At 37.9% G+C, this 15,204-nt stretch carries 13 protein-coding genes; 4 read left to right on the top strand and 9 right to left on the bottom strand.

Translation table 11 applies throughout. The features are described 5' to 3' along the window. Window positions 1-618: 618 nt before the first annotated feature. The 3 genes from M9949_05905 to M9949_05895 all read right to left on the bottom strand — a co-directional run bounded on the left by M9949_05905 (window position 619) and on the right by M9949_05895 (window position 3,711). Window positions 619-2,070: a catalase gene (locus M9949_05905; GenBank protein MCO5250939.1), complete on the bottom strand. Its 1,452-nt coding sequence runs from the start codon at window positions 2,068-2,070 to the stop codon at window positions 619-621. 204 nt (window positions 2,071-2,274) lie between these two features. Continuing rightward, window positions 2,275-2,697 carry a DUF3788 domain-containing protein gene (locus M9949_05900; protein MCO5250938.1) on the bottom strand — a complete coding sequence of 141 codons (423 nt, stop codon included), beginning with the start codon at window positions 2,695-2,697 and terminating at the stop codon, window positions 2,275-2,277. A 354-nt stretch (window positions 2,698-3,051) separates the two neighbouring features. Further along, window positions 3,052-3,711 carry a T9SS type A sorting domain-containing protein gene (locus M9949_05895; protein ID MCO5250937.1) on the bottom strand — a complete coding sequence of 220 codons (660 nt, stop codon included), beginning with the start codon at window positions 3,709-3,711 and terminating at the stop codon, window positions 3,052-3,054. Between the two features lie 571 nt (window positions 3,712-4,282). Here M9949_05895 and M9949_05890 point away from each other — a divergent pair. The 3 genes from M9949_05890 to M9949_05880 all read left to right on the top strand — a co-directional run bounded on the left by M9949_05890 (window position 4,283) and on the right by M9949_05880 (window position 7,886). After that, a complete protein-coding gene (locus M9949_05890) occupies window positions 4,283-5,161 on the top strand; it encodes a sulfide/dihydroorotate dehydrogenase-like FAD/NAD-binding protein (protein ID MCO5250936.1) in 879 nt (292 codons plus the stop codon). Beyond that, on the top strand, window positions 5,162-6,586 hold the full coding sequence (gene gltA, locus M9949_05885) for an NADPH-dependent glutamate synthase (GenBank protein MCO5250935.1): 1,425 nt from the start codon (window positions 5,162-5,164) through the stop codon (window positions 6,584-6,586). It abuts the gene before it with no gap. 421 nt (window positions 6,587-7,007) lie between these two features. Next, the gene (locus M9949_05880; protein MCO5250934.1) at window positions 7,008-7,886 is read left to right on the top strand and encodes a hypothetical protein; all 879 of its coding nucleotides are present in this window, start codon (window positions 7,008-7,010) and stop codon (window positions 7,884-7,886) included. A 76-nt stretch (window positions 7,887-7,962) separates the two neighbouring features. On the opposite strand, the gene M9949_05875 is transcribed toward M9949_05880, so the two are convergent. After that, a complete protein-coding gene (locus tag M9949_05875) occupies window positions 7,963-8,154 on the bottom strand; it encodes a hypothetical protein (protein MCO5250933.1) in 192 nt (63 codons plus the stop codon). A gap of 64 nt (window positions 8,155-8,218) precedes the next feature. Beyond that, the gene (locus tag M9949_05870) at window positions 8,219-10,135 is read right to left on the bottom strand and encodes a TonB-dependent receptor (GenBank protein MCO5250932.1); all 1,917 of its coding nucleotides are present in this window, start codon (window positions 10,133-10,135) and stop codon (window positions 8,219-8,221) included. A gap of 164 nt (window positions 10,136-10,299) precedes the next feature. On the opposite strand from M9949_05870, the gene M9949_05865 reads away from it, so the two are divergent. Next, window positions 10,300-10,668 (top strand): DUF1801 domain-containing protein, encoded by a 369-nt coding sequence (locus M9949_05865; GenBank protein ID MCO5250931.1) that lies wholly within the window; start codon window positions 10,300-10,302, stop codon window positions 10,666-10,668. A 6-nt stretch (window positions 10,669-10,674) separates the two neighbouring features. Here the strand turns inward: M9949_05865 and M9949_05860 are convergent, their stop codons facing one another. The 4 genes from M9949_05860 to M9949_05845 all read right to left on the bottom strand — a co-directional run bounded on the left by M9949_05860 (window position 10,675) and on the right by M9949_05845 (window position 15,153). After that, on the bottom strand, window positions 10,675-11,280 hold the full coding sequence (locus M9949_05860; GenBank protein MCO5250930.1) for a hypothetical protein: 606 nt from the start codon (window positions 11,278-11,280) through the stop codon (window positions 10,675-10,677). Window positions 11,281-11,337: 57 nt separating this feature from the next. After that, on the bottom strand, window positions 11,338-12,099 hold the full coding sequence (locus M9949_05855) for a hypothetical protein (protein MCO5250929.1): 762 nt from the start codon (window positions 12,097-12,099) through the stop codon (window positions 11,338-11,340). Then, window positions 12,100-12,501, bottom strand: a complete 402-nt coding sequence (locus M9949_05850; GenBank protein ID MCO5250928.1) for a hypothetical protein — start codon at window positions 12,499-12,501, stop codon at window positions 12,100-12,102. A 573-nt stretch (window positions 12,502-13,074) separates the two neighbouring features. Next, entirely contained in the window at window positions 13,075-15,153 is a 2,079-nt protein-coding gene (locus M9949_05845) for a serine protein kinase PrkA (protein ID MCO5250927.1), read from the bottom strand. Window positions 15,154-15,204: the final 51 nt, after the last annotated feature.

Raw genomic sequence — 15,204 nt, 5'->3', positions numbered from 1 at the left:
TAAAATAGTTTCGCATAAGAAATCAGTTCAGTAATTTAATTTCAACAAGTTTCATAATGTCGGGGATAATTGGTTTGAGGTTTGGGGTTTGGGGTTTGGGGCTCGGGGTTTGGAGCTCGGGGTTTGGGGTTTAACCACGAAGTGGTTGAATATGAATAACCCCGTATGAAATGCGGGGAAACAAACACACGCACACACTTAAACCACGAAGTGATTGAATATGAATAACCCCGTATGAAATGCGGGGAAACAAACACACGCACCCACTTAAACCACGAAGTGGTTAAATAGAAATAACCCCGTATGAAATGCGGGGAAACAAACACACGCACACACTTAAACCACGAAGTGGTTGAATATGAATAACCCCGTATGAAATGCGGGGAAACAAACACACGCACACACTTAAACCACGAAGTGGTTAAATGTGAATAACCCCGTATGAAATGCGGGGAAACAAACACACGCACCCACTTAAACCACGAAGTGGTTAAATACCTGTCTCGTCAGTTGTTACAACTGACAGCACTAGAAGACAGAACGTGAAATAAATAATATATTCAAAAGAAATTGATTACCAAGCAAACCCGAAAGTCTGCTTGGTAATCAGAAAAATAATTATGCTTCGTTGGTGTTCAGTCCCAAAGCCTCAGCTACTCCATTTCCATAATTGGTATCAGCTTTCATGCAATTTGAAATATGTCTCAGCTTAATTTCCCGTGGAGCATCTCCCATAGCTCGAGCGGTATTCTCGAACAATACTTTTTGCTGCTCAGGGTTCATCAATCTGAAAAGTTTTCCGGGTTGAGTGTAATAATCGTCGTCATCTTCTCTAAAGTCGAAATGATAAGCATCACCCTCGATTTTCAGAGGTGGTTCGCGATGCTCGGTTTGTTCTTGCCAAGCACCATAACTGTTTGGCTCGTAACCGATAGTAGAGCCGTAATTATCGTCCACTCTCATTTGTCCGTCACGATGATAGCCTGTCACAGGGCATTTCGCCTTATTAACGGGTATGAGATTGTGATTGACACCAAGCCTATAACGTTGTGCATCGCCATAGGAGAACAATCTACCATGAAGCATTTTATCGGGCGAAAAGCCAATTCCCGGAACTATATTCGCAGGATTGAAAGCCGCTTGTTCAACATCGACAAAATAATTCTCGGGATTGCGATTTAGCTCCATGACTCCGACATCAATCAGCGGAAAGTCCTTTTTATACCAAACTTTTGTGAGGTCAAATGGATTATAATCTAATTTGCTTGCTTGCTCTTCGGTCATAACTTGTATTTTCATGTCCCATTTTGGGAAATCGCCTCTTTCGATGCTTTCAAACAAGTCTCTTTGATTGTTTTCTCTGTCTTTACCAACGATTGCTTCAGCTTCGGCGTCAGATAGGTTTTTGATTCCTTGTTGAGTAACTAGATGGAATTTCACCCAAATTCTTTCATTTTGAGCGTTTATCATGCTGAAAGCATGGCTACCAAAACCGTGCATATGGCGAAATGAATATGGAATACCACGTTCGCTCATCGTGATAGTCACCTGGTGAAGTGCTTCCGGTAAAAGTGTCCAGAAGTCCCAGTTATTTTGCGCACTTCGGAGATTTGTCTTTGGGTCGCGTTTAATGGCATGGTTCAAATCAGGGAATTTGAGCGGGTCGCGTAGGAAAAAAACAGGTGTGTTATTGCCCACCAAATCCCAATTCCCTTCTTCAGTATAAAATTTCATCGCAAATCCCCTGATATCTCTTTCGGCATCTGCGGCTCCTCTTTCACCGGCTACAGTCGAAAAGCGCGCAAACATATCAGTCTTTTTGCCAATTTGCGAAAATATTTTCGCTTTTGTATATTTTGTTATATCGTGAGTAACGGTAAAGGTGCCAAATGCACCGGAACCTTTGGCGTGCATTCTACGTTCAGGGATAACTTCTCTGTCGAAATGAGCTAATTTTTCCAGATACCAGACATCTTGAAGCAACATCGGACCTCGTTTTCCGGCTGTCATGACATTTTGGTTATCGGCAATCGGTGCTCCCGATACGCTTGTGAGTTTCTTCTCTTCCATAATTTGCCTCCTTTGGCTATTGTTTATAAAGCAATTTCACCAAAATTATGCAAAAAAATGATAAACTCCAAATTTGAAAGCAAATTTGATTCAATCAAATATTTTGCATCAATCGTTGATTAAGAAGAATAACATCATTTGGAAATTGCTAAATGAAAACAACAGTACAACGACAGTGATTATTATATTTGAATTATAAAAAAATCAGTTGAGTAATTTGATTTCAACAAGTTTCATAATTTCAGGTAGAATGCTGTCGTTTTTGACTTCGACCCTGATTCCTCGTCCTTCGGCATATTTTGTAGCTTGTTGCAAATCATTTTTTATTTCAGCCGAAATATCGCTATCCATAATCATATCATATGCCTTTTGCCCAAACACGAGTGCGACTTTGAAATAATTTTCTCGAGGCAGGAAGTAAATAATCGTTCTTTTTTTGTCTTTGATTCGGTAGCTCCAGCCATACTTTTTGCCGGGATAGTTCCAATCAACGAGCCCTTTGGGATACCTATCCAATACGAAATCATTCAAACGAATCCAAATATCGTACGAATCACCCAATGCTACTTTTAATTCTGCATCTGTTGGTTCAGAATCTTTATGCGGGAAAATGCTAATGTCATCCATATACTTTAAATCCCCAATGTTAAAGAGGTAAGTTGAGAAACGGCTGATATTAAATTTTATTTAAAATCCCTGTCTCGTCAGTTGTTATGAAAAACATGCGTCATTCTGAACGAAGTGAGGAATCCATGTATTTTAAAACTTGATTCTTCGCCTGCGGCTCAGAATGACAGATACTACTCTTTGCGTTCTTTGCATCTTCTTTGCGTCCTTTGCGGTTAAAATGTATTAATTTGACTATATTAAAAATCCAATTATAACCATGCTTTGTCCTAAAATAAATTGTCGTAACACCCCCTAACCCCCTCTTGAGAAGAGCAGGCACGGCTTCGGAAACATTCTGAGCTGTAAATATTATTAAATTATAATTTTCTTGTTTATCCATGTTCCATTTATGAATAATTTAATTAAATATACACCACGATTCAAATCAGCAATCTTGACGGAAAACATATTGATTGCTTGATTAACTTTTTCAGAAAGTACAAGTTCCCCTGTCAAATTGTAAATCATAATTTCATCAACTATGTAATCATTATCTGAGTAGAAATGTAGAGTGTAGTTATCATTGAATAAGTTAATAGAATTTGAAAGTTCCAAATCATCAACTGATGCCGTAGAGAGACAATTTATTATAATATCTCGACGGTTACCCGCAACATCGAAAAACATTAAAACAGCTCTGGCATTTAAAGTATAGTCGCGTCTTCTCAACGACCAATTGACTATAGAATCAACGCCCTTTTCAAAAGCTTCAACTTGGAATGTGTAATTATAGCTTTGTGAAATATCCATCATTAAGGAGCTCATGTTTGAGCGATTTTCGGGGTCATTCCAGGGCTCATCAAGAGCGACCCCATCAACATCACAATCGGATGTAAAAGTATATTTCACAAAGGGTGCTAATGTGTCGTTCATTTCCATTTCTTCGGAAATCTCGTTAGGCATGATTGCAACAGCTACGTTACAAATGAATATCGACGTTAAAGCAATAAATAACAAGTAAATTTTTTTCATGATGCTCTCCATATTTTCAAAAACAATTTTTAAATTTGTCATTACTATATTTATAATAACAAGTCAAAATTGATTTTGTCACATTTGGAAGAGGATTTTTTTTTTGAGGGTCGTGACATTCGCTCCCTGAGCTTGTCGAAGGGTGGGGTTTGGGTCGTGGGGTTTTACCACGAAGTGGTTAAATGTTGAGGCTGTCAGTTGTTACAACTGACAGGACGAAATAACTATAAAACATTAAAGCTTCCGAAAATTCCAAAGCTTCGGGAGCTTTTTTTATGCTTTATCACGTCTTAGTAACAACTGACAGGACTAGATAATCCTATTCCGTTGTTCTTTGCGGTTAAATGTATTAGTTTGGACAATAAAACAATTAATCTTCTCTCCCCTGCCTGATTATCATGTTTATAATGGGCAGAAATGCCAATATGTTGTGAAACTTTTCTCGCAAAAGCATTGGAATTATGAATTTTGTGTCATAATCATTTTGTTTCGTGCCGTCTTTTTTTATTAGCGAAAAAAGTCGTAATTTAGTAGTGTTAAATGAATTACATAAACATTGCATAGTAACAATATGAACAAAATTTTAGAAGCGAAATTTATAGGACCGGACATCAAATTATTCAAAATTGATGCTCCAAAGATTGCCCTCAAGCAGAAAGCCGGGCAATTCATTATTCTCAGGATAGCCGAAAATGGCGAACGAATCCCCCTTACCATTGCTGATTCAGACAAAACTGAAGGCTGGATTACATTAATCGTCCAAGGAATTGGCGCTACAACAAAGGCGTTAAACCAACTCGAAGCGGGTGATTTTGTCCGCGACCTCGTTGGTCCTCTCGGACAAGCCTCGCACATTGAAAACTTTGGAACGGCTGTTAGTATCGGCGGTGGCGTTGGAACAGCGATTGCTTATCCAACTGCAAAGGCTCTCAAAGTAGCCGGTAATAAGGTCATTTCAATAATCGGCGGCAGAAGCAAACAGCACGTGATACTTGAAAATGAGCTTGCTGCGACATCAGATGAGGTTTATCCTTGCACCGATGACGGTTCGTACGGTTTCCATGGATTTGTAACCCAAAAATTGCAACAATTGCTTGATAGCGGCGAAAAAATTGACTTCGTTCTCGCGATTGGACCTATCCCGATGATGTCGGCGGTGGCTGAAGTTACTCGCCCACATGGAATTAAAACAGTTGTGAGCCTCAATCCGGTTATGGTTGATGGCACCGGAATGTGCGGTGGTTGCAGAGCTTACGTTGACGGCAAACAAGTTTTTGTCTGCGTTGATGGTCCCGAATTTGACGCACACCAAGTTGATTTCAAAATTTTGCAGCAACGCAACAGAACTTACGGTATCCAAGAACAAGCCGCTCTGGAAGCGCATATGTGTAATATTGATGTAGTTTATAACGAAGAATTAAAAAATAAAAAAATAGCGGAGTCTATATAAATGGCTGAATTGAAAACTAAAGAGAGAATGCAAATTCCCAGGCATGACATGCCTGAGCAAGAACCACACGAGAGAGCGACGAATTTTGAAGAAGTGAATTTGGGCTATTCAATTGAAATCGCCATGGAAGAAGCCGAAAGGTGTATCAGATGCAAGAATCCTGTATGTATTGATGGATGCCCGGTTTCGGTCAATATTCCCGAATTCATCAAAATGATTGCCGATGGCAAATTTGACGAAGCTGCTGAAATTTTGAAAACCGATAACGCACTTCCTGCGGTTTGCGGTCGCGTTTGTCCCCAAGAAGAACAATGCGAAGCCGTTTGCGTGCTTGCTAAAAAGGGCAAACCCGTTGCCATTGGATATTTGGAACGCTTTGCGGCAGATTGGCAACGTAACCACTCAAATTTGAAACATGTTCACGTTCAAGAAAAAACCGGAAAGAAAGTCGCAATCGTGGGTGGTGGTCCGGCAGGACTCAGTTGTGCCGGAGATTTAATCCAAATGGGACACGACGTCACAGTTTTCGAAGCGCTCCACGAAATTGGCGGTGTGCTTGTTTATGGAATTCCGGAATTCAGATTGCCAAAGGAGATTGTACGCGCCGAAGTTGATGCTTTGCACCAGCTTGGTGTCGAGTTTGTCACTAATTACGTAATCGGGTTGACCGAAACTATCGAAGAGCTTCAAGCCCGTTTCGATGCAATATTTATCGGTGTCGGTGCAGGTTTGCCATATTTCCTAAATGTTCCGGGTGAGCATTTGAACGGTGTTTACTCGTCCAACGAATTTTTGACACGCGTTAATTTGATGAAAGCATATGATTTCCCGAATAATGTTACTCCAATTTATGATTTGAAAGATAAAAATGTGGCAGTTTTTGGTGGTGGCAACACTGCGATGGATGCTGTCAGAACATCGAAGCGGATGGGTGCTAAACGTGCGATGATTTGTTATCGCCGAACCGAAAAGGAAATGCCAGCCAGAGTGGAGGAAATCAAACACGCCAAAGAAGAGGGCATAGAATTCATGCTGCTTGTGGCGCCCTTGGAGCTTTTGGGCGATGACAATGGCGTACTCAGAGCCATCAAATTGCAACAAATGGAACTTGGCGAGCCGGACAGTTCAGGGCGTCGCCGTCCCGTGCCTATCAAAGATGCTATCGAAGAAATTCCGGTTGATGCAGTAGTAATCGCTATCGGCAATGGCTCAAATCCAATTATTAGCCAAACAACCCCGGAACTCATTGTAAATAAATGGGGAAATATTTTGGTTGATGAATCGAATATGAAAACAAATATGAAGGGCATATTCGCAGGTGGGGATATTGTAACGGGTGGTGCAACGGTGATTCTCGCAATGGGTGCCGGCAGAACTGCCGCCAAAGCAATTGACGAATACTTGAAAAATCCCGAAACTTGGTAAATAGCCAAATCAAATTTTACAAAGGCAGTTCATTTAATTATGAATTGCCTTTTTTTTTGAAAAATATTTTTGGAAATGTCGAAAAGTCTTTTTATGTTAGTAAGTGTCGGAAAGTACTCTGGAAATTTGCTTTTTTGAAATGTGATTTTTAATATTTAATTAAGCACTTGTAAGAAATTTTTTGAAATTAATTAATATTTTATAAGGATTGGGGGCGATGAAATTTAAAATAATACAAACAATAACAATTTTAGTTTTTCTCATTGTTTCTTGTGGAGATAATTCTACTAATCCAATCCCAAAGGATCCTCCTAACAAGACTAACTCTGTATTTATATGGAAAATAGAAAAGTCTGGTGGTAATGGAATATATTCGACCGACGGTAGCATATTAAAAAAATTCATAGATAAAAAAGCCCGTTTGTTTGAAGTAACAGATAATGGACTGCTATTCTTCGATATGATGAAAAGCTATAACAATTCTATGGACAAGCATGAATTTTATATTACAAGGCTTGACGATATAGATACTCTCAATTCACTGAAATTCACTACAGACGTTTCTATCTTTCGTCTTGCAAAAAGCGGGACAAAGGGAATTATTTACTATCATAAAACAAACGAAACGTATTTATTCGATGTTGCCTCGAAAACAGCAACTAAGATCTACCTCGGCAATGACGATATGATTAGCGATATTGAGCTTTCCTATGATGGTAGCAAAATAGCTTACGCAATTATGAATTTGAATAAACCTGAAGGGGGGGAGCATAGATATTATCTATATGCTCAAAATATTGATGGTTCAGATAAAATACTTGTGTCTGATTCTGCCCTTATAACATACTCTTACAGAAGGCGCTTCCACTTTTCTAAGGATAATTCAATTCTTGTCTATCAAGCCGGATATAGTAGTAGTTTCGACTTCAATTTATACAAATACAGTTTCGGTGATATGGTTAACACTAAATTAACTTCTGAATTATCTGGTATATATCATATCGTTTTATCACCGGATGGAAAAAAAATTGCTTTTGTTCTTGACCCTATTCTTGACCATGAGAAGCCAAACCAATTAATGATATTAAACATCGAATCCGGAAAGCTTATAGAAGCATGGTCTAAGGCTGGTTCAGAGCCTATACTACCATTGTGGTTAGAAAATTCCGAGGATTTGCTTTTTATATCGAAAAAAGATTTATCTATTATAAATTATAATTATATTTCGGGTACATCCAAAATATATTTTACTTTTTCGTCTGAGGATACAGACAGAATAGTAGATATATTTTATTACTGAAATATAAAAATATACAAATTATTGGAAAGGTTTTAGTTTTCGTCGTTTGTGCGGTTCGAGAGCGCCATTACGAAGATTACTGCACACCGGCTATGGCAGATTTGAGCAATTTTTCTACTTCCGAATGGGTGAACAGTTCTTCACCTTTCCGCTCGGCAATCACACGAAGATCCTCGATTTCTTGAAGGATTTCAATGTAATCGGACAAAGGCATCACGACATCTGTTCGTTCGCCTTTATCGTTCGTTATGTACTTAACTTCAAGCATTTTTCACAACTCCTTATCAAACAAACTAAGTTATGGACACCAAAGCAAAAGTTTATTTTGCTGACTAAAAGCCCGTTCTGAATTCTACACCAAATCTCAACCAGCGACCCGGCAAATAAACATTTCCCAAATCCTGATAAATTTGATTCATAATATTTGATACTTCTGTAAATATTCTAATTTTATTCCAATTATAATACATCTTGAAATCAAGTAAAGTAATGTCCTCGTAAGGCACTTCTTGCTCGAGTTTATAATTATAAAATGTACCGACTCTGCTTTGATAGCTCAATCTGATGTCCATAAATAAATTTTCAATAAAATTAAATTGCGAACTAATTGCAAATTTGTGCTTCAGATGGTCAAGATTATAAAATGATAAATATTCACCACTTGATTTTTCCGAATGTAAATATTGATAGCTTAAATTAATGCCTGTCCAAAACTTTGGAAACTCATTAATATGATGCGGATAAATATTTGTCGATATTGATAATCCTTTGGTATTGACTTCGGATACATTCATTGTTTGCCATAGCAGTGTATCAGATAGACGAGTCCAATCAATTAGATTTTCCCCAAATCTTGCAAAGACGGAAGCACTAAATCGCATATAGTCATTAAAATACTTTGCTCCAACTTCATAAGTATTTGCATTTTCTGGTATTAGCGAGGGATTGCCTCTGTTTGTCGGACCTTCGTAATATAAATCGGTAAAATTCGGCAAACGCGTTGATTGATTAATATTTCCGAATACTGCTAAATTTGGATTAATTTTATAATTCAAATCTATTCCATAATAAGTATTCCAATCCCAATCTGAGTTCCAGTTCATAAAGATACCTGCCGAAGCAGTAAATTTATTATAACTCAAAGTATGGTCCACAAAAAATCCAATATTATTCCTGTTTGCCTCGCGTGTGTAGAATTCATCGCTTGCGCCACTTACTGCAACAGGTTCATCCATTAAATCGCCCAAAACGTTGCTCAGAATGCCCTCTTGCCTAATATCAGTACCAATGCTTGTAATCCCGGGACTCCACTTAATATTCAGTTTGAGCAAACCACCATAAATATTTGTTTTGTGATAATTATGTCCCGAATACCACTCTGCGGGATTATCCCTGAAAAGCTCGAATCTATCAGTGTGCTGGCGAGCATAAATATTTCCGGTGAGATTAATATCGTGACCACTGCTGAATGATAATGCACCAAAAAGCCCCCGCACCGCTTCAAATTGATTAGGAAAAGCCGCTGTATAAAAGCTGTTTGCACCAAATTCTTTGTCATTGTAGCCAATTTGAAGGTTAAAATCAGCAATATCAGTATTAAGACTTTGTTGAGAAAATATATTTAAATTTTTAAAATCCGTATTATCAATATAGCCGTCTGATGCGGATTTTGAGACAGAGAAATAACTTTTTAATTTATTGATATTAAATGCTACCGATGAGAAAACGCGATAGAAGCCAAATTCGCCACCATTCAAATTAACACGGAAATTATTATTTTCTGCATTTGTTGTGATAATATTAATTGCCCCCGTAAAAGCATTCACACCGAGAACACGTGCACCGGGACCTTCCAAAATTTCGATTCTTTCAATATCGTAAATATCTATCGGCAAATTCATATTATGATGCCCGGTCTGAGGGTCATTTACAGGAATTCCATTGAGCAAAATCAGAGCTTGGTCATAAGTACCGCCCCTGATGCCGATATCAGCCTGAACGCCAATATTGCCGCGTTGCCTAACATCAACCGACGCTGTGTATTCGAGCAAATCAGACAAACTTTGCACAGGTGCAGACTCAATATCCGCCCTGCTTATGGTTTGGATGATACGGGCATTTTCGGAGTATAGCGAAGGCGCTCTGTTGGCTGTCACAACGATTTCATCAGTGCGGACAGAATCTAATGAAGCCCTCAATCCGACAGCATTTACAAATACGAACAAGCAAAACAATAACAAATATTTCATAATATCTACAATTTTATTCATAAAACAAGGTGCAAATTTACGAAATTATCTTGTAAATTGTACTTGATTCGGAAAAATAATTAAATTATCTTCATAATTTTTGCTTGATGATTTCAGTTTATTATATTTGCAATGTAAACACTAATAATTAAAAATAGAAAAAAATGGAAATAGAAGAATTTATAGAAAGTTATGATGGCAATCAGCGAGAAGTGATGCAAATAATTCACAATTTAATGATTGAAATACCCGGAATTGACCCCAAAATACGGTTTAAAGTTCCCTTTTATTACCGCAAGACCTGGATTTGCTACATGAACCCAATCAAAAGCAAGGCTGTCGAATTATGTTTTGTGAGAGCAAAGGAACTCGAGTACTCGAAAAAATATTTAACTTTCGGCAAGAGAGTCCAAGTCGGCGGAATAATGATGACCGAACCCGACAAAATAGACCTGCCTCTAATCGCTTTAATCGTCGAAGAAGCATTAGTACTCGACGAAAGCGCACCCTACACATTTAAGAAGAAGAGGTGAAAGGAATTATTCAGGATTTGGAGTACTCTTTCGATAAAATAAAACACCCTCACCACCGTGAAATACAAAAAACCTCCAAGATATTAGCTTTGCGATAACAGCATTGCGTAAAAGGATGGTTTCAGGCTCTTTTCCACTTATATGAAGTTTGTAACTACCGCTAAAGTATTGGTCTCCATATCTCTCATGATTCAAAAAAAAGTATTCCAGAAAATGTTTAACACCATAATGGGCAATGCTGTCCACTACCTGAATGTATTTATCATCAAGCTCGAAATAGGGTTTCGAATTATTCATAGCTGTTTTCATCAAGACTAATGTATCATTGTTGACTAATATGTCAGTTAATAAATGAAAAAATTTGTTGTCCCACGAGTCATCAACTATAAGTCCTTCTTCTCTTACGGTAACTAAAACGCGACCATATGGTATAGTGTATTTGGCAAGTCCATTTGAATCTTTGATATTAATAATGATATAATAGCCAGGTGCAACGAATCGTAAACTTCTCATTTCTTGTATGTAAGTTGTATCTTGGATGTTGTAACGATAATCACTCGACTCTGCGTTATATATTACAACCAAGGACAATATTATTATTAAATATTTCATTTTTGTGTCCTTTATTACTTATTTGTAAATAAATTATTATCAATAATTTATTTACAATTACGGATAATCGTAATCTGTCTGTCCAAATTTTTGTGTGAAAATTTCATATCTTGCAAGTTCCCTCAAAAAATCGAAAATGAAATAAGCATCATGTTCATAAAATAAATAGTCAATATCCATGTATTCACATTCTGCTTTAAACCTCCAATATTTTGATAAATCAAAAACCAACTTTTCGTTATCTGGTTCAATTTGAATCAAACTTACATCGAACATAAAATTCGGCTTAATTTCATCAATTTGAATAATTAGATCATCATTGTTGATTATTTTTATCATCAATTTCGTATCTGTTGTTGTATCCATTTGAATTGAATCAGTTTGATCGTAATATATCAATTTAATAGTTGGATGTTGATTCCATTTTTCAATTGTATCAATTATAAAAAAACAATATTCCGCAAATATCTTAATCGAATCATTGTTCAACTCACCAAAAATCGTTGTAGGCTTATCTGCTACCTTATTAATTATTAAGTAATACGGATGATTTTTACTCACTTCTTCAGCATATAGTTTTAATTTTTTAAATTTGGGAACACTTCTCAAATCTACATGATTTGAAATTGCGATTCCATGAATATTATTTGTATCAAAAGCTGAAGAATTGACAAAATAGCATTTATCAGTCCTACTAATAGAAGATTCTTTTACATCTTCTATAACTCTAATTCTATCATTTGGATAATTTTCAACAAATGAGAGTGATAATGTAATTAAATATAATATAAAATATTTCATTTTTGTATTGCTTATCATTTATTTTTCCTTATAATCTATCATTTCTTCAAGTACTACATCCGCACTAAAGTTTTCCAATATTTTCAGTGGTTTTCGTAGTTGATAAAAATCATTTTTGATAAAAAATATACGTTGATCGGGCAAAAAGCCCAATTCTAAACTATCATTAAGAATGACTTTGTATAAAGCCGGTGGATACTTAGTTAGTCTATCCCTCTTGAATTCATCAGCTTCGTTAATTGTTTCAATCACAGCGAGTATCGTTTCTTCAGTTTCAATAACCTTTAAAGAATTCCAATATGTTCCGTTGTAATCAACCTTTTGAATTCCAATTTTCACAACTTTAAAATCTATCAATTCGACTTGAGTACTGCAACCTTTAAGTAGAAAGAATACCAGTATTAACATTAATAGTTTCACTTAATTGACTCCTCAGAATTACAAGAAGCAAAAATATCGAGTACAAGCAAAATAGTTTTATGATTTTAATTAAACGCATTTTCATTGTTGAATCTCCAAGTATATTAAATTATGGCTCAAACATTAAAATGAGAAAAGCAACCCAAGTAATTATCGTTAAAATTGGAAAATATAACATGTATGTTTTAAATATCTTATTGAAACCAAAAACTGAAATATATTTTGAATGCTTTGAAAAGTATATCGATAAAATATTTATAATCAAAACAATAATTGTAATCATAAGGAAATATCTACCTATGTTGAAAAATAAATGATTTGTATCAATATTGAAGTCCTTATTATACCAACCGAAATAGCTTAATGCACTAAGACAGGTAGTTATGAAAAATATGAAATGTAGAAGGTTAATAACAATCATTATCCAATAGACTATATAATTACTAACTGCTAGCATTTTAATTCCATTTTATATCAGATTCAATTTTCATTTTAATCCTTCCCCTCTCTCTAACAATGACGGGACAAGTTTATTTACTACCCATCCCGTCATTTATTAAATATTAAGTGGCTCTACGAAGCGTCCTCCGGAGTGCAGAAGTATTCGATAGTTTTTTCGGCGCAAGTGACGTCGTAGCCGAGCTTTTCAATCATCGTTTTTATCATCCGATTGTAAAGGTTTTGGTTTTCGTCGTTAGTACGGTTGGAGAGCGCCCCTACGAGGCTTCCTGCTCCGGCAATGTCGGATTTGAGCCTGACGTCAGTGACCGCTTTGACCAAATCGTTGTTGTCCATGAAATCGTAGTTGGGGTCTTGAATCATCTTCTGCCCGTAGATTTTGGAAATCGTGGTGCGGTACGACTGCTTCTGCTCTTTGCTTTTCAGCCCGAGCCGCGATTCGACGCTGTCAATGAAGTTTTCGTCAATTTTGAGCGAAATAATTTTGCCTGTTTGCGGGTCGCGATAAGTCCAGACCTTGTTTGGGCTGAGGTTTTTGGCATCAATCCCGATAATCATGTTGACGTAATTCAGCACGTCCTTTTGGATGGCATCGGGCTCGTCCATGTAGGCGTTGAAAATTGAGGTCATGATATTTTCGCGGTGCAAGGATTTCGCGATTTTCAAATCGTTCAGGTATTTGGCGCGGTCGTTGGGGTCTTGCACGTAGTCCAGAATCACGGCTTCAATCGCGGGGAACACGTCGCCGGCGTACATACATTTGCCTTCTTGAGTCTCGGATTTTTCGAGCAAAATTTGGATTGCACGCCCCAAATTACGGTGCCCCATGCCCTTTTGCCCAAATCGCTTCGTGATGTCGGTTTCGCGGTTAAGTTGGTCAATCACTTCCGACAGAGTTTTGACGCTCTTTTCGCCCGCAACTTCGCCTGCGGAGAGCTTCATCATCTCGATGGAAGTCAACTTGTCCGTATGTGGCATACGCGATAAAATGAAGGAAATCGAAAGTGCGTAATTCAAATTCGGGTCAATGTGCAGCTTTTCGCCCGCGAAAGTAGTTTTTTCGAGACTACCGATGGAAAGCCGTGTAAGTTCCTTTTGCAATTGATAGTTAGTGTTGTGAGCCATGTAACACAAACGGCAACGGTCAACGATTGGAGCTTGTTCTTTTTCTTCTAAAAATCTTTGGAATTCCGCGTTATTACTTGTTGCAATGATTAAAGTGTCGAGGGGCCACTTGAAGCCTTCGATTTCGATTGAACGATTTTGGATGACGCCGAGATAGACTTGGACGAGGTCGCGCTTGTTTTTGAAAATTTCATCCGCGAAATGAATCCCGCCACCTGCAACACGTGCCAATGCTCCGCGACGCAGGTCGAATCTGTATGGATTATTTGTGTCGGTGATGTGCAGTAAGCGTGAAATTGATTCATCGCCCAGCAAATCCACTGCGGACGAGGTGATTTTGTCCTTTGCGGCATATTTTCCGGTCAGAGTGCCACGAGTTTCGCTAATCGGAATCGGGATGATTTCGACGAAGGCTTTCATCTTTTCGATGTCGCCGTCGCAATAGTTGCGAATTTGGTGGAAAATGTAGTCGGAGCAAGCCCCGAGAGGTCTGAACTTTTTGAAATAGGACATGATTTGTTCCTCGTCTGCACCCATTTTCTCGAAATACTCGATATTCTTGTCGCGGTCTTCAAAGAGATTCATTGCCAGTATCAGCGGGTCTTCGAAAGTTTGAGATTCGATAGACGTGATTTTGCCGTAGCCGCCGATTTTGTCGAGATTCTTCAGCTTAAAAGTGTAGCGCCTATTAGGCTCTTCGGAGCAAAACTCGCGGTAGCAGCGGTTGAGGTAATCCACAAGGAAGGTTTTGCCATTGCCGGGCTCGCCGATTAGCACAAACGCCATTTCGGCTGAAGAACCGCCATCAGCCGCATCTTTGACAAAGGACACCAAGCTGTTAATTTCGTCGTACATCCCGACGATATGCTTTCCGGGTTTGCGGAAAAGCTGGAAATCGTAGGTTGGGCGCCCATTCACGGTGATTTTGCGGATTCCGTTCGGATAATCCAAAATCATCCGAGTGACAGCTTGGAAAACGTTCTCGAAACGGCGTTCCCCACTGATTACTTTGCTAACATGAAAATCTAAACTGTTCGCTGATACAAGACTATCATTTTTCTCGTTCATAGTAATTTTCCTCTAATTGAACTCTCTTACATTATAAACAATTTTACAAAC

It is taken from the genome of Candidatus Kapaibacterium sp. (assembly GCA_023957315.1).
Lineage (GTDB): Bacteria > Bacteroidota > Ignavibacteria > Kapaibacteriales > UBA2268 > PGYU01.
The sequence above is the reverse complement of the archived record's forward strand: the minus strand, read 5'-3'. Positions and strand labels throughout refer to the sequence as shown.